Origin of the sequence: Qipengyuania sp. RANM35, assembly GCF_041021145.2 — a bacterium.
Lineage (GTDB): Bacteria > Pseudomonadota > Alphaproteobacteria > Sphingomonadales > Sphingomonadaceae > Qipengyuania > Qipengyuania soli.
Genome location: NZ_CM196433.1, coordinates 1,429,795 through 1,445,078, shown reverse-complemented (window position 1 = coordinate 1,445,078; position 15,284 = coordinate 1,429,795). Strand labels below are relative to the sequence as shown.

General features: G+C 58.1%; 13 protein-coding genes. 11 read left to right on the top strand and 2 right to left on the bottom strand.

The genetic code is table 11. The features are described from left to right. Nucleotides 1–18: 18 nt before the first annotated feature. Nucleotides 19–1,242, bottom strand: a complete 1,224-nt coding sequence (locus RAM60_RS07260; RefSeq protein ID WP_369024956.1) for an NADP-dependent isocitrate dehydrogenase — start codon at nt 1,240–1,242, stop codon at nt 19–21. Nucleotides 1,243–1,344: 102 nt separating this feature from the next. Continuing rightward, on the bottom strand, nt 1,345–2,577 hold the full coding sequence (locus RAM60_RS07255) for a WcaI family glycosyltransferase (RefSeq protein WP_369024957.1): 1,233 nt from the start codon (nt 2,575–2,577) through the stop codon (nt 1,345–1,347). A 493-nt stretch (nt 2,578–3,070) separates the two neighbouring features. Between RAM60_RS07255 and RAM60_RS07250 the strand changes: the two genes are divergently transcribed. From RAM60_RS07250 to RAM60_RS07200, 11 genes are all read left to right on the top strand, one after another. Continuing rightward, entirely contained in the window at nt 3,071–4,438 is a 1,368-nt protein-coding gene (locus tag RAM60_RS07250) for an exopolysaccharide biosynthesis polyprenyl glycosylphosphotransferase (RefSeq protein WP_369024958.1), read from the top strand. Between the two features lie 181 nt (nt 4,439–4,619). After that, the gene (locus RAM60_RS07245) at nt 4,620–4,886 is read left to right on the top strand and encodes a hypothetical protein (protein WP_246449575.1); all 267 of its coding nucleotides are present in this window, start codon (nt 4,620–4,622) and stop codon (nt 4,884–4,886) included. 144 nt (nt 4,887–5,030) lie between these two features. Then, nucleotides 5,031–6,302 carry an O-antigen ligase family protein gene (locus tag RAM60_RS07240; protein ID WP_510640402.1) on the top strand — a complete coding sequence of 424 codons (1,272 nt, stop codon included), beginning with the start codon at nt 5,031–5,033 and terminating at the stop codon, nt 6,300–6,302. After that, nucleotides 6,299–6,988 carry a polysaccharide biosynthesis/export family protein gene (locus RAM60_RS07235; RefSeq protein WP_246449572.1) on the top strand — a complete coding sequence of 230 codons (690 nt, stop codon included), beginning with the start codon at nt 6,299–6,301 and terminating at the stop codon, nt 6,986–6,988. The genes RAM60_RS07240 and RAM60_RS07235 overlap by 4 nt, the downstream gene beginning before the upstream one ends. Nucleotides 6,989–7,008: 20 nt before the next feature. Further along, complete coding sequence (locus tag RAM60_RS07230; RefSeq protein ID WP_510640394.1) at nt 7,009–9,222, top strand: GumC family protein; 2,214 nt, start codon at nt 7,009–7,011, stop codon at nt 9,220–9,222. Then, nucleotides 9,222–10,373: a hypothetical protein gene (locus RAM60_RS07225; RefSeq protein WP_369024962.1), complete on the top strand. Its 1,152-nt coding sequence runs from the start codon at nt 9,222–9,224 to the stop codon at nt 10,371–10,373. The genes RAM60_RS07230 and RAM60_RS07225 overlap by 1 nt, the downstream gene beginning before the upstream one ends. Beyond that, a complete protein-coding gene (locus RAM60_RS07220; RefSeq protein WP_510640393.1) occupies nt 10,370–11,296 on the top strand; it encodes a glycosyltransferase family 2 protein in 927 nt (308 codons plus the stop codon). The genes RAM60_RS07225 and RAM60_RS07220 overlap by 4 nt, the downstream gene beginning before the upstream one ends. 4 nt (nt 11,297–11,300) lie before the next feature. Beyond that, nucleotides 11,301–11,900 carry an acyltransferase gene (locus RAM60_RS07215; RefSeq protein WP_369024964.1) on the top strand — a complete coding sequence of 200 codons (600 nt, stop codon included), beginning with the start codon at nt 11,301–11,303 and terminating at the stop codon, nt 11,898–11,900. Beyond that, complete coding sequence (locus RAM60_RS07210) at nt 11,893–13,224, top strand: O-antigen ligase family protein (protein ID WP_369026122.1); 1,332 nt, start codon at nt 11,893–11,895, stop codon at nt 13,222–13,224. The genes RAM60_RS07215 and RAM60_RS07210 overlap by 8 nt, the downstream gene beginning before the upstream one ends. 60 nt (nt 13,225–13,284) lie before the next feature. Then, complete coding sequence (locus RAM60_RS07205; RefSeq protein WP_369024965.1) at nt 13,285–13,974, top strand: FkbM family methyltransferase; 690 nt, start codon at nt 13,285–13,287, stop codon at nt 13,972–13,974. A gap of 75 nt (nt 13,975–14,049) precedes the next feature. Further along, a complete protein-coding gene (locus tag RAM60_RS07200) occupies nt 14,050–15,243 on the top strand; it encodes a lipopolysaccharide biosynthesis protein (RefSeq protein WP_369024966.1) in 1,194 nt (397 codons plus the stop codon). The last annotated feature ends 41 nt before the right edge of the window (nt 15,244–15,284 follow it).

The window sequence follows — 15,284 nt, the reverse complement described above, 5'->3', positions numbered from 1 at the left end:
GAAGGGGGAGGGTGTTCCTCAGGCCCAGCCAGCCATTTCCTTCTCGAGGTTCTGAACGATTGCCTCGAAGAACTGCTCGGTGGTCATCCAGCTCTGTTCGGGGCCGATGAGCAGCGCGAGGTCCTTGGTCATCTTCCCGCTCTCGACGGTCTTGATGCAGACCTTTTCGAGCGTCTCGGCGAACTTCACCACGTCGGGCGTGTTGTCGAACTTGCCGCGGTACATGAGGCCGCGGGTCCAGGCGAAGATCGAGGCGATCGGGTTGGTCGAGGTCGCCTTGCCCTGCTGGTGCTGGCGATAGTGGCGCGTGACCGTGCCGTGGGCGGCCTCCGCTTCCACGGTCTTGCCGTCCGGCGTCATCAGGACCGAAGTCATCAGGCCGAGCGAACCGAAGCCCTGCGCGACCGTGTCGGACTGTACGTCGCCGTCATAGTTCTTGCAGGCCCAGACGAACTTGCCGTTCCACTTGAGCGCCGATGCGACCATGTCGTCGATCAGGCGGTGTTCGTAGACAATGTTCTTTTCCTTGAACTTCTCTGCGAAGCCCTCGGTATCGAACACCTCCTGGAACAGGTCCTTGAAGCGCCCGTCGTAGGCCTTCATGATCGTGTTCTTGGTCGACAGATACACCGGCCAACCGAGGTTCAGGCCGTAGTTGAAGCTCGCACGGGCGAAGTCGCGGATCGAATCGTCGAGGTTGTACATCGCCATAGCGACGCCCGAACTCGGGAAGTCGAAGACCTCGAGATCGAGATTTTCGCCGTTCTCACCCTCGAACACCAGGCGCAGCTTGCCGGGGCCCGGGATCAGCGTGTCGGTTGCGCGATACTGGTCGCCGAATGCGTGGCGGCCGACGACGATCGGATCAGTCCAGCCGGGCACAAGGCGCGGCACGTTGTCGATTACGATGGGTTCGCGGAAGACGACGCCGCCGAGGATGTTGCGGATCGTGCCGTTGGGCGACTTCCACATCTTCTTCAGGTTGAATTCCTCGACGCGGGCCTCGTCGGGAGTGATCGTGGCGCACTTAACGCCTACGCCATACTGCTTGATGGCATTTGCGGCATCGATGGTGATCTGGTCGTCCGTCTCGTCACGCTTCTCGACCGAGAGGTCGTAGTACTTCAGGTCGACATCGAGATAGGGCAGGATCAGCCGTTCGCGGATCCACTGCCAGATGATGCGGGTCATTTCGTCGCCGTCGAGTTCGACGACCGGGTTTGCCACCTTGATCTTCGCCATGGGTTTCCTGTCTTTTGCGAGATGAGTTGCGCGCGCCATAGCAGAGCCTTGCGAAGGGGCAAGGTTTGCGCGGGCGCGAATGGCAGCGAACGATTTTCCCGCTCAGCGTTCCGCTGAACGAAACACACCCGCAGCTTGGATGAAAGGCGCAAGTATCGCCTGCTTGTTCCAGCGCGTTTCGGCCCGGAGGCGTGCAGCGGCAGAAAAGCGGGAGTGGAGGGCCGGGTCGTCCATCAACGTGACGATGGCTGAAGCAAATGCATCAGCGTCGCGCGGCGGGGTTACCAGCCCGACGCCTTCGACTTCCTGCGACAGACCGGTTCCTTCGACCGCAGTTGCAACCACGGGCCTGCCGGATGCCAGCATGTTGGCCAGTTTCGATGGCAGCATGAGGTCGGCGGCCCGTTCTAGATGCGGCAAAAGGTGGATCGTTGCGAGGCCAAGCAGCTCCCCCAGTTCTGCACGCGGCTGGAGGTCGTGGAACTGCACGTTGGGGAGCGAACCTGATCGCTCTTCCAGGGCAGAACGGTCGGACCCATTGCCGCAGATTACGAAGGTCAGATCTTTGCGGTCCTTCAGGATCCTGGCTGCATCGATAATGAGGTCCAGCCCTTGTTTGTTCGCAATGTTGCCCGAGTAGAGCGCCACGTGAGGCGTTTCGACTGCCCAGCGTTCGCGATATGACGACGGGGCGCCCAGTGGGGAAATCTGGTCCAGGTCTGCCCAGTTGCGCATCTCGACAATGCGGTCCTGCGGGACATCATTCTGGGCCAGGCGCTTGCACATCTGGGAAGATATCGTGCTCACGGTATCGAACTTGCCAAATGTCCAGCGCTCGAAGCGCCTGGCCAGGCGAGCAATGAACCCGCTATCGCCCAGCAAGCCGGTCGCAAAGGCGGCCTGTACCTCGAAATCCTGCACGTGCAGCCAGCTTCTCGCCCCGCAAACCTTGGCTGCAACGAGTGCGATGGGAGCAGCGAGAAGCGATGGTGCGACCGTCATGACGATGTCGGGTCTGGTCCGTATCGCCGCCGTGATAGCGGGAAAGAAGGCCGAAAGGCCAAACGTCGCGTAGTGGACGATCCTCCTGAAGCCCGTGGGCTTCGAAGGGACGTAAATGGGGCATCGACAGATGCGAGCAGCGCCATGAGCTCCGGATTGCCAGCCAGCCTTGTATCCCGGCCAGGTATGCCACTGGGGATAATAAGGCTTGGCAGCTATGATAGTCGCTTCATGGCCATGGGCTAGCCAATGCTCGACCAATTGCGTGCTGTAATGGCCTACGCCGATTTCCTCGGGTGCGAAATTGAGGCCCAGAAACAGAAGACGCGTCACCGCGCAGCTCCCCTTTGGGCTACGCAAGTGTGCCGCGACTGGTTCAACGCAAGAATATGCGTTGAATTGCATTGCGTCTTCATATTGCCTTCACTGCTTCCCGAGGACCGCTTTTCTGTTGTCGAGCCGGGCACACGGCTTGTGCTGGGTGCCTGCCATCTGTAGTTCGGATGCCGGTCGCTACTCCTATTCTCCAGCCGGCAGCATTATGTCTCGCGTGCGCTGGCGATGGATTCCGGCCGACTAAACCAATCAGGATGCAGGCTCGGAAATTGCCGGATAGCTTCGAAAATAAAGTGCTCCGGGTGGCTCAGCGTGTGCAACTTACGCGCGACTATGATGGCACTGCGCCTTCCGGAAAACCCGTTTGTGGGCCTTTTCGGGGGAAAGTGCTGCACGCAGGCCGCATCGTCGCCTATTCGGATCGCTTCGCAGCCCCGTCTTTGACTAGGACGATGCATGGGCTAGTCGGGGCAGCGTACGAGTATCAACAATGCTGAGACAGAAACTCCCTGACAGTAAGCCGCGCACCTCGAAGGAGGATCTGCGGATTCGTTTGTACCTGTTCCAGGGCCTGGGGGATATTGCAGTCGTTCTGGGCAGCTTCTTGCTGGCCGGCGGGCTCTATATGGGCCAATGGCCCTCGCATTTCGCGCTCGCGATGAGCTATGCCTACATCCCGCTGTTTGTCATTATGTCGGTGTACCAGCGCAGCTATTCGATCCCCGCCCTGTATGACGTGAGGTATGCAGTCGGAAGGGCTACCTTGGCGCTCGTTACGTCCGCTCTCCTGTGTTTCGTGGTCATCTTCTACGCACAAGCGAACGAGAAATTCTCGCGCGTGATGTTCTCGATGGCACTGGTCTCGTCATGGATGGGCATCAGCGTTATCCGCTGGATTACCCACGAACTGATCGAGAAGTACTACAGCGGCGCCGCGAGCAATGTGCTGATCGTCCACGACGGCGGTCCGCACGTGGAGGTCAAAGGCGCGCAATATCTGTCCACCGAAGACCTGCCGGTCCACCTCGCCCGCTACGAACCCGAATCGCTGGACGTGTTCGGGCGCTTGTTTCGCACAATGGACCGGGTGATCGTCAGTTGTTCTGTGGAGCGCCGCCTCGACTGGGCTGAGATTCTCCGGGCTGCAGGAGTACGAGGCGAGGTTGTATCGCAGTCGCTCGAGGAGCTTGGTGCACTCGCGCTTGAGCGAGAGAATGGCTGGGTGAGCGTGGTCATTTCCACCGGACCGCTTGGCCTGCGCGACCGTTTCATCAAGCGGATCATGGATATCGCGATCACCATTCCTGCGCTGATCTTGCTGAGTCCCATCATGTTGATCGCTGCCGTCGCCATCAAGCTCGAGGACGGCGGTCCAATTTTCTTCGTGCAAGAGCGCATGGGCAGGTCGAATTGCCTATTCAAGATGCTCAAGTTCCGATCGATGTCGGTTGGCGATCTGGATGTTCGAGGCGATCGGTCGACGTCCCGCACCGACAGTCGCGTGACACGTGTCGGATCATTCATCAGGAAGACAAGTATTGATGAGCTCCCCCAGCTAATAAATGTCCTTCGGTCAGAAATGAGTATTGTCGGTCCGCGCCCTCACGCCTTGGGGTCTCAGGCCGGCGACAAGCTGTTTTGGGAAATTCACAGCGACTACTGGCAGCGACATTCGCTCAAGCCCGGCCTCACTGGCTTGGCGCAAGTCCGTGGATTCAGGGGCGCAACCGAAACGGAGGGGCATTTGACCGACCGTCTGACTGCGGATCTTGAATACATTCGAAACTGGTCGCCGATGGGGGATATCCGCATCATGCTTGCGACTGCGAGGGTGCTGATACATCCCAATGCATATTAGCATTTGCTATAAATGAAATTGTGGATTTCGTCTTATTCTAGAAACCTTTCGCCGACATTTGTGTTTGTGCAACACCCTGTGGGGAAATGTCAGTAACTCAGTTTTAACCTGTTGCGCTTCAATGGGATCGTTGCTACCCGCCCTAACGCAAGCGCAAGAAAACAAATTTAGGAGATTACCAATGAAGACCAGCCGCCTTCTGATTGGCCTCGGTGCTGCCGCTATGTCGATCGCACCGGTTGCTGCCCAGGCAGGTACCCGTGCATCGGATGCCGGTGCCGTCGCGGTCCAGCCGGTCAAGATGTCGACCGTTACTCGTTCGGCTCAGACTGCTGAAAAGAAGAACGAACTCGGCGGCCCCGGCCTCATCATCGCGATCCTGGCCGTTGCCGCGATCATCGCCGGCATCGTGATCGCTGCCGACGACGACAAGTCGCCGGGCGCGTAAGCTTCCGCGAAGTTTCGAAACCCGCCGACCGCGAGGTCGGCGGGTTTTTTGTTATCTTTTCGCAATGTCGGGGTGGCAGTGAAAAGACCGAAAAGCTCCACTAGGCTGGGGCGGATTCTGCCATTCATTGCAGAGCCGTCCTTGGTGATATTCCTCGTGGCCGTCCTCCTGGGCGGGGGTGGCAGCCGCTATGCGCTGTCCAATCTTTCCGTTCAGCTGGTTGCCATCGGGTACCTGGTGTTTGCCATCGACCGCGCGATGACGGGGTGGCGTGACTTGCGAACATCGCTGCGTGTCCTCGTGGCGTTTACCCTTTTATTGCCGCTCGTGCAGCTGATCCCTCTTCCTCCGGCTCTCTGGCAAGCCCTCCCGGGCGGTGAGACCGCATTGCGGTCGCGAGAACTCGTCGGTGCCTCCAGTCAGTGGTTCCCCTTAACGCAGGATAGGGCGCGAACCGTGCTCGCTTTCGCGGCACTTGTCCCTCCTTTCGCCATTGCTGTCCTGCGTCCGCGGGAAGACTTTTCGCAAATATTCGTGCGCATGATCGTTGGTCTCGGCGTACTCAATATTTCGCTTGGTGCAGTGCAGTTCGTGGCGGGTGCCAACATACCTTACGGCTACCCGATGGTTGAGACGGGTCGGATCTACGGCTTGTTCGCAAACCACAACACCAGCGGCCTGTTTTTCGTCGTGGCATTGTGCTCGCTCGCCGGGCTCGAAATCGATGCTGCGTCCAAACGTGTGCAGATGGCTTTGAAGATCGCCCTTGGCGGCTTGTTCGTCATTGGTGTGCTGTTGACGCAGTCGCGTTCGAGCGCAGCCTTGATGCTGATCCCGCTCCTGTATTTTGTTTTTGCGTTTCTGCGTGCAAGATCAAGGAGCGGTCGCTCGCTGAACTGGAAGGTTGTCGTTCCAGTCGTGGCATTCGCCCTGGTCGTCGCATGGTTCGGATTGACGCAGGAACGGCTCGGTCAGACCATGGAGCGCTTCGGCGATCTTCAGGATGAAAGGCCCGCAATCTGGCGGGATACCCTTGCCGCAATAACTGCCTATTTCCCTTTCGGGAGCGGGATGGGGTCATTCGACGAAGTATTCCAGTATTTCGAATCCCTGGAAACGCTGTCTCCCGCCTTCGCTCGTCGAGCGCACAATGACTACCTGGAACTCGGAGTTGAGGCTGGCATTGTGGGCTGGCTGCTGCTCGGAGGCTGGCTGGTTTGGGGTGCTTGGACGTGGCTGGCCCAGAAGTCGCGCGGACTTGATGGATCACAGGTAGCTGCGAGCCTCGCAATCCTGTCAATCGCAGGTCAATCGGCGATAGACTACCCGCTCCGCAATCAGGCCTTTTTGTGCCTTGCTGTCATTTTTGTCGTTATGCTAGCTGGCCGCTCGCTCAATAAGGGATCGGGTCATTGAAATTCCTTCGCGCTTTGGCAATTCTCTCGGGGACGCTCCTCGTTACAGGATGCTTTTCTCCCGCTGCGGATATGCCGCGAGGTGAAGCTGCATATCGGCTCATGCCGCCACCTGACACGGTCAATGGACCCCAAGTCTATCGTATCGGCGTCCTGGATGTCCTTTCGGTTCGCGTTTTCCAGGAAGAGGAACTCTCTTTCGAGACGCTGGCGGTCGATGCTGCCGGAACCATCAATTTCCCGCTGGTCGGTGAAGTGCAGGCAGCTGGTAAGACGCCTATCGAACTCAGTGACGAGCTCGAGGCTGGCCTCGGTTCGCGCTTCATCCGCAATCCCCAGGTCGTCGTAGGTGTCGTGTCGTCGGCAGGGCAGCGCGTGACCGTGGACGGAAGCGTCGCCGAACCTGGCGTCTACGAGATCGCCGGTAACTCCTCTCTACTTGAATCAATCGCGCGGGCGCAGGGTACGACCAATGTCGCTTCGGAGAAGGAAGTCATCATCTTCCGCATGATCGACGGGCAGCGCTACGGCGCTCTGTTCGATCTGCGCCAAATTCGCGAAGGCAAGGCGCCCGACCCGGAAGTTCTGGGTGGTGACAGGATTGTCGTCGGACTCTCGGGCGTGAAGAGTGCGTATCAGGACTTCCTGCGCGCCGCTCCGCTCCTCAACGTATTTACCAGGTTTTGATCGACATGGCAGCACGCCCCTTGGAACCCGCAACCGTCTACGGGGTACCGCCTCAAAACGAACCTGGCAGGGAATATGTCAGTTCGGGTGACGATGGTCGCATGGTCGAACTCGACCTGCACGCGATCTATTCCGCCGTCCGGCGGAACCTGCTGTGGATCGCCCTGATCATGGCCGCTTTTGTCGGTCTTGGTATTGTGGCGACCTTGTTGACCGTCCCGCAGTACGTCGCGACCTCCAGCGTTCTGGTCGAGCAAGAGACCGAGAAGATTATCGAGGAATCGACCAGTCCCGTGGGTTATCAGGACGCTGATCGCTTCCTTCGCACGCAGGCGGACATCATCGGATCGGTTGCTCTCGCCACCCGCGTGGTCGAGTCTGAGGGCCTCGCCGAGAATGCGAATTTCTTCACCGCGTTGGGCGCCGAATATCCGACCAATGAGAATGTCGATGCCGTCGATCTCGGGCCCGAGGGCCTGCCCGGCCTTCGTCGCTCTCTTGCCGCCGATCTCCTCCTGAACAATCTTGAGATTTCGCTCCCTACCCAGAGCAGGCTGATCGGCATCAGTTTTTCCAGTAGCGATCCCAATCTCTCCGCTTCGATCGCAAATGCGGTCGCCTCGAACTATCTCGAGAGCAATCTCGCGAGAAAGTTCGACAGCTCTGCCTATGCGCGTGAGTTCCTCGCGCAGCAGCTCAGCGATGCCCGCGACAAGGTTGAGAAGAGCGAGCGCGATCTCAACCAGTATTCGCGTGCAGCGGGCCTCATCCGTGTTTCTGGTCAGGGGCAGAACGCAGACAAGGAAACCACCCTGTCGGTGACCAATGATGCACTGGTCCAGTTGAACGCTGCATCTACTGCCGCCACAGCCGAACGCATTGCAGCTGAGAAGCGCTGGCAGAATGTCGCAGGTATCGCCCCGCTTTCGATCCCCGAAGTGCTTGCCAATTCCGCCGTGCAGCAGCTGCTGACGGAACGGGCCAGGGTCGCAGCGTCGCTTGCCGAAGAGCGTGTCAAACACCTCGAGGAGCATCCTAATGTGCAGGCGCTCGAAGCTCAATTGCGCGATGTCGACTCCCAAATCGCCTCGCTCGGCCAGTCGATCAAGCGGACGATCCGCCTAGATTACGAAACCGCTCGCGAACGCGAGGGTTCGATCCAGGGCAGGCTCGCTTCGACGCGCGGCGAAGCATTGGACGAGCAGGACCGCGGCGTGCAGTATAACCTGCTCAAACGCGTGGCAGAAACCGATCGCGCGCTCTACAACACGCTGTTGACGCGCTTCAATGAGTTGAGTGCCACCGCCGGCGCGGCCTCGAACAACGTCTCCATAGTCGACCTTGCGGAGGCTCCGCGCAAACCGGATTCACCGAAACCGCTGCTCAATATGCTGCTTTCTCTCCTCGGCGGGATGATCTTCAGCGGCCTCTTCGTCGCCGGGCGTGAATTGCTTGACGATACCGTCCGCACGCCGACCGATGTTGAAGAAAAGCTTGGTCTGCCATTGCTGGGCATGATCCCGATGGCGGAGGGTGAATTCATCGAGGATGATCTCGACGATCCGAAGTCCGGCGCAAGCGAGGCGTACCAGTCGCTGGTAACCAACCTGCGCTATTATTCGGCCGATGGCATTCCGAAGACGATCCTGGTCACCAGTTCGCAGCAGGGGGAGGGCAAGTCGACCACATCGCTGCAGTTGGCGCGCGAATTCGCAAAGCTGAACAAGCGTACTTTGCTGATCGACGCCGACCTTCGTCGACCGACGCTGCATCGTCGTCTCCCGGGACGTCGCGAAGTGGATGGCTTCACCTCCGTCCTTGCCGGCGAGAAGACCCCTGCCGAAGTTATCGTCCAGTCGGACCGGCCAAACCTCGATTTCATGACAGCACTCCCGATTCCGCCTGCACCTTCGGCACTTCTGGCAACGGCAGACATCAAGGGACTGATCGAACGGCTTGGCGAACATTATGATCACATCATTTTCGACGCGCCACCGGTACTCGGATTGTCGGATGCTCCGTCGATGGCGGCGCAGATCCACTCGGCGATCCTCGTTGTTGACTCGACGAAGGGCAAGCGCGGCGGGGTGAACTCCGCGCTTGGGCGTCTTGCCATGGTCAATTCGCGTCCGATGGGGGCGGTGCTCACCAAGTTCGATCCGCGTCAGGCGGGTAGCGCTTACAGCTACTATGGCTCGGGGTACTATTCGTACGAGCATAGCAGTTCGGACTGATGAGCAAGTTCGGCAACCCGCGTTTCGTTGTTGCCCTGCTGCTCGGCATTCTGATCGCAGGGGCTTTCACGGTCTTCCAGTTCGACAGGGCGGCGCGCGACAACACGCGCATGGTGCCGCTCGTGCCGCACGGTCTCGGAGGTTTTGCCGACGAAAGGCGCGCGGAACGGCTGCTGGCCGAAGACCCCGTTTCAGCGGGTGATGCGGTCTCCGACATTCTGCGCATTCGGCCAGTCGATGTCAGCCATCTTTCGCATTTTGCGCAGTGGGCCGCAGAGGCCGATCGCATGCAATTGGCGAGTGCAGCATTGTCCGAAGCGGCCAAGCGTGGGTGGCGTGGCCCGTACGTCCAGATAACTGTGCTGGGCAGTGCGCTGGCGGAAGGCAAATACGAGGAAGCGGTCAACCGTCTCGACGCCGTTTCGCGGACTGAGGCCGACCAAAGGATCATTTCCGCCGCGCTTGACGCGATGCTGCAATTCCCTGCCACCCATGCGGACCTTGCCAAGATGATTGGCGAGAGCGACTTCCTGGCACAATCGACGATTGCGCACGTCTACGTCTCACCGGCGAGCCGGCATACTTTGGGTGAACTCATCGCGACAATGTCCAATAGTTCCGATGCTCTTGGATGCGATGGTCGCGGAAGGATTGCCAGTGTCCTCCTTGTCAACGGCGATAGTCTAGGCTCCCAGCTGTGGCCCAAAGAGTGCTGGTCTCCTGGGTCGGAAGGCCTGGGCTTCGCTTATCCGGATCGCGAGTATGATCCTCGTGGTTGGATATTTCCCAGATCCGGCGGGATTTCGCTCCGCATGCTGGGTACGGGCGCTCTGACGATCGAGAACAGGAATTTTCTCCGTCGGCAAGCAGCCTCCAGATTTCTGACCTTCGCGCCTGGGCAGCACACAATTGTCATTTCGAGAAAGGATAGTGACTCTGCTTCGCTACCGGGTCGGAAACGCGCCGACGTGCTGACGCGAGTGTTTTGCCTGGAAGTTGAAGGCAAGGGCAGCAGGTTCCTCGCGGAAAAACAGAATGCGGGCGACTTTTCTTTCGAAGTTCCAGCCGATTGCAAGGTTCAGCACCTACGGGTGGAAGTGGAGCGTGGCCGCGTTGAGGGACTTAGGCTTGCCGTGCGGGACATGATGTGACCGTCACGCCCCAAATGCCGAATGACAGTATTGGCAACGTCGAAGGAATGCCCAGGCTCGCCGTACTGCTGGTATCGCATAACCGTCGAGATTCTACTGTGCGGGCGCTGCAAGCATTGCGGAATAGCGAGGGCTTCGAGATCGAAGTCGTGCTGTTCGACGATGCAAGTAGTGATGGCACCGATACGGCAGTACGTGAGGTGTGGCCGACTGCGCATATTGTGCATGGTGATGGCACGGCTTTTTGGAATGGTGGCCTCTATGCCGCCTGGAACGCATCGCTGGGGCTGGAGCCAGATGCATTTCTCTGGCTGAACGATGACGTAGTCCTCGATCCGACAGCTATCGAACAGCTCAGATCGGCATGGGACGATCAGCGCGAGCGCGGTCGCCATCACTTCATCCTGGTTGGGGCAACAAGAAACTCGGATGGGCTTCAGACCTACGGCGGCATTTCGGCTCGAGTATCGCCGACATCCATTGCGCTGGAACTCGCCGGCCTTGACGACAATCGGGTGGCCGTAGACACGTTCAACGGAAACATCGTTCTTGTCCCTGCCGAAGTGGTAGGAAAGATCGGAATCAATGAACCTGGGTATTTCCACAATCTCGGAGATATCGACTACGGGCTGCGCGCAACCGCAGCAGGAATCCCTATCCTGCAGTTGGCCGGATCGCTCGGTGTCTGCGAAGCCAATGTCGAGAAATCATCGAGAGGATATGGTTCGCCGCACCTCTCGGTTTTCCAGCAATGGCGAAAGGTGAATACGCATCACGGCCTTCCACCTCGCAGCTGGTGGCTTTACACGCGCCGGCATTCAGGTCGGTGGTGGCCGCTGCATTTCCTCTTGCCCTATCGCCACCTGCTCAAGTTCTGGCGGTTGGGAGGCGATGGCCCACGAGAGCAGTCGAATGGCAACTAGGTACTTGGCCTCCAAGATCCAGGGAATTCGCTGGAGGGTTCATTCCGCGATTGGCCGGGCATTTCTGCGGGCAATCGGTGTGGAACTGGGGCGAGCGGCGCGTTTCAGCGGCAAGATGCTCGTTTTCAGGCCGGGCCGCTCAAGAATAACGATCGGTGATCGCTTTGTCGGAGTTAGCCGAGCGGATTCCACCGCCTTGGGCGTATCGCGTCCGGTAATCCTGCGCTGCATGAATGAAGAGGCGGAGATCCGCATTGGCGATGATTGCGGAATGAGCGGGACCGTCATTTGCAGTGCCGTATCGGTCACTATTGGCCATCGTTGTCTGTTTGGAGCCGACGTGACCATCTTCGATACCGATTTCCATCCAAAAGAGGCAACTAATCGCCGCTACGCGAAGCCTGTATGGAATGAAATCTCCGCTCCTGTCGTCATTGGTGATGACGTGTTCGTCGGCACCCGCGCGATCATACAGAAGGGGGTAAGGATCGGTGACGGAGCGATAATTGCTGCTGGCAGCGTTGTGACCAAGGATGTGCCACCGGGAATGTCGGTTGGCGGTGCCCCGGCGGCACCAATTGGGGTTGTCGTTGGCCATGAATGACTTTGGCACCCCTCAGGCCACCGGCTCTTGGGTTGGAGCTGCGACCCCGCTGCCAGGCAAGAGCAGTCGAACCGTTACCATCTCCAGGATAGCACCTGTCCTTTTCGCGATCTGGGTGACATTGCTGTGCAACCTGTACATCGAGATGTCTTTCAGCCTTCAGTTATTTGAAATATATTCTTATAACGTGTGGCTGTCTGATATTACTCTCTTTTCGTGGGTATTTTCGGTCATTTGTTTGATAAACAGGATCAGCTTTCGGCAAAACATTAAGATTCTTATTTTCTTTTACATCGCGTTAGTTGCTATAACGCTTTTGCGTGGCTTATTGATCGATCCCCTGCAAGCTGCGTTCTGGGCGCGAAATCCCCTGGTCGTTCCCTTGGCAATGGCGTCTGCCTGCCTTGTGGGGCTGCGATATGAAGACCTCAGAAAAATCTCGAGAATTCTGATTGGCTTCGCCCTTATCTTGGCGACGCTCGCGATTCTCCGTAGTGGAATCTCGCCGGGATTCCCGTTCTACGCCGACACCTTGGGGCAGAACGAGGGGCGTCCGCTCTCCGCATCCGGCGGTATGCTGCTTGCACTGGCAGGGGCATTGGTTGCGGCCGGAATGATGAATGTCAGCCGTTGGACGGCGATCTTCCTGTTCCTGTTTCTTTTGGTCGGATTGATCTTGAGTGGTCAGGGAACCGCGCTGATTGCCTTTCTGGCGATGAGCGCTGCCATACTCATGCTGCAATCAATCTCAGCCCGTATCATTGCCCTCTTGTACCTGTTTGCCTTCAACGTGGCTGGGCTCTTCATCTTCCTTGTAATCGGTATCGAGAACATCCTTCCGGCGAACCTGACCACGTTCTTCGAACAACGCCTGATGAACCGTTCGACGCGTCAGTCGATCTGGGATGCATTCCAAGGGCTAATTCAAGATGCACCGATAACTATCAAGGCGATTGGATTTCCCGCAGGTCAAAGACCCTCGCTCACCTTCATCCTTCCCAATGGGCGATTGACCAGCTGGGACGCCAGTCTGCACAGTCAGTTCTTCGGTGCAATCGGTGACACCGGTTATCTGGGAATGCTCGCGCTGGCGTCAGCCATGATTTTGGTTGCCTATTCGCTGCTGTTCAAGCCGGCGCCCCAGAAGGATGGCGCAAAAGCAAATCTCGTGGCCGTCGTCTTCCTTATCGGGTGCCTGATCTCCGGCTATTCCTACGAGTGGAGGGATGTTCTTTCGATCCCACTCTTCATTGTTATCGCGGTTGCGCTTATGCAACGTGGAAGGCGATCTCCCCGATTTGCGATCAGCATTCGGCAAAGGTAGGGCGCTGCAAGGGAGGCGCGAATCTCACTTCTCGGCAAACTAAGGGCTCTCGCCAGAAATATGGGCCTTGAGGTCCAACGCGCGAACGAACTGACCGTGTGGCGAAAACGTCTTCCAGCAATTCTTGCGGGACAGAACATCGAGTATGTCGTCGACGTTGGTGCAAATGACGGCGAGTTTGCCAAATCCTTGTTCGATAACGGCTATCTCGGCCACGTCCTCTCAATCGAGCCACTCCCGATCGCATGGCATGCCCTTAAAGACATCGCGGCAAAATACGGTTCCGAGAGGTGGACGATTGCACCACGCATGGTGGTCGGAGCTGAAGCTGGTCAAGTGACCTTTTATGAAGCGGGAAACAGTGTCAGCAGTTCGATGCTGCCAATGCTGGATTCGCATGTCGAGGCTGCGCCGGGCAGTGCCGTGATCGGATCTATCGAAGTTTCGATGCAGACTCTTGACCAGTTGTTGTCGGCAGCTCCTGTCGATGAACCCATTCATCTGAAGCTCGATGTGCAGGGTGCCGAGCACCTCGTACTGCAGGGCGCTCGCGAAAGTCTTGCGAAGCGTATCCGGAGCGTCCAGCTTGAGATGAGCCTCATGCAGCTCTACGACGGCCAGAAATCGGCGGGAGAGCTTGACGAATTCCTTCGCTCTTGTGGATTCCAGCTATGGGACATTGTTCCCGGCTTCCGTGATGTGAGATCGTTGCGCTTACTGCAATACGACGGTCTATACATCAAAGGCTGACCGTTGGTCCGAACTCCACGATGATGGAAACCGAAAGCGACCGACGTGGTCAGAGATAACTTGCGCAAGAGTGGCATGGCCATATTGGACCCGCTGGTAACCAGTGGGGCCGTCTTCCTCGTGCAGGGCGCCATCCTGTTCACTGCGAGCAAGACCGAATTCGCCGTATTCAGCCTGGCCTATTCCTATGTAATCATGGGGCAGGTGTTGATGGCATCCCTGTTCGGCGCTCCCTTCATCACCGTCCTGACGCGCGGGCATTCGCAGGACGAACAGCGAGCTATGGGGAAGGGCTTCCTACGGCTCCAGTTGGGATTGACGGTAATTCCGGCGCTCGTTGGCGTTGCGCTGGCGATCTTGCTTGGTCTGCCTCCCATGATCGCGATTGCGAGTGCCGCAGCATTCGTGGTCCTTTCCTATCGGGATGCCTTGCGTAGCCTTCTGGTTTCCAGTCTTCAGGTAGCGGCCGCATTGAGAGTGGCGATTGTTTTCGCGATTGTGTGCGCATCAAGCCTTGCCGTCATCTATTTGACCGTAGGCCGGATCGATGCGCGGACGGGCTTGCTGGTGCTTGCCGTGTCGTCCGCAATTGGCGTTTCTGGCAGCATACTGGCAGCGGCAACGAGCGGGGCCACCATTACGGCGGACGCCAGACGAACACTGTTCGGCATGGCTGCTTGGTCTTTGCCAGGGTCGATCGTGATTTGGCTCCAAGGAAGCTTCTATCTGACTATTGTGGCCATCAGTATCGACCTTGCATCGGTCGGAGAGATTTCGGCGTCGCGCATGCTCATTATGCCGGTGATGATCATGAGCTCGGGAATAATGCGACTTCTGCAGGTGCGTTTCGCGGGGTTGTATCGCCAGGAAGGCGTTACATCGGCCACGAAGCTTGCCAGAAAGATTGCAATCATTGTCCTGGTCGTCGGGACTGTTGTCAGCGCCTTGGTCTTCCTCGCTGCCAGCAGAATTCCGGCCTCGGTGGTGCCGCAGGCGTATTCGGAAGTTCCGACACTTACAGGGGCCTGGGCACTTTTTGCGACGGCTAATATCGCTCGCGGTGCCTACTCGACGCTTTATCAGGCAATGGGCCACTACCGCGAAATATTCACACTCAACTTGCTTACCCTGCCGCCGATTCTGCTTGGAGTTGCTTTCGCCCCAGCGCATTTCGGCCTCTTGGCCGCCATCATTCCCATGGCTTTGGGTGAACTTGCTCTTCTTGCTCTGTTGGCCATGCGGATCAATCGACAGCCCTCCGGCGGCTGACGCAGTTTTCGCTTTCCTACAGTGTTCCCAGTTACCTAGGC

What these genes read in the sequence shown, in the direction of transcription:
- RAM60_RS07210 (WP_369026122.1), top strand. Translation starts at nt 11,893, where the DNA reads ATGAATGACTTTGGCACCCCTCAGGCCACCGGCTCTTGGGTTGGAGCT.
- RAM60_RS07200 (WP_369024966.1), top strand. Translation starts at nt 14,050, where the DNA reads ATGGCCATATTGGACCCGCTGGTAACCAGTGGGGCCGTCTTCCTCGTG.
- RAM60_RS07245 (WP_246449575.1), top strand. Translation starts at nt 4,620, where the DNA reads ATGAAGACCAGCCGCCTTCTGATTGGCCTCGGTGCTGCCGCTATGTCG.
- RAM60_RS07260 (WP_369024956.1), bottom strand. Translation starts at nt 1,242, where the DNA reads ATGGCGAAGATCAAGGTGGCAAACCCGGTCGTCGAACTCGACGGCGAC.
- RAM60_RS07205 (WP_369024965.1), top strand. Translation starts at nt 13,285, where the DNA reads ATGGGCCTTGAGGTCCAACGCGCGAACGAACTGACCGTGTGGCGAAAA.
- RAM60_RS07250 (WP_369024958.1), top strand. Translation starts at nt 3,071, where the DNA reads ATGCTGAGACAGAAACTCCCTGACAGTAAGCCGCGCACCTCGAAGGAG.
- RAM60_RS07225 (WP_369024962.1), top strand. Translation starts at nt 9,222, where the DNA reads ATGAGCAAGTTCGGCAACCCGCGTTTCGTTGTTGCCCTGCTGCTCGGC.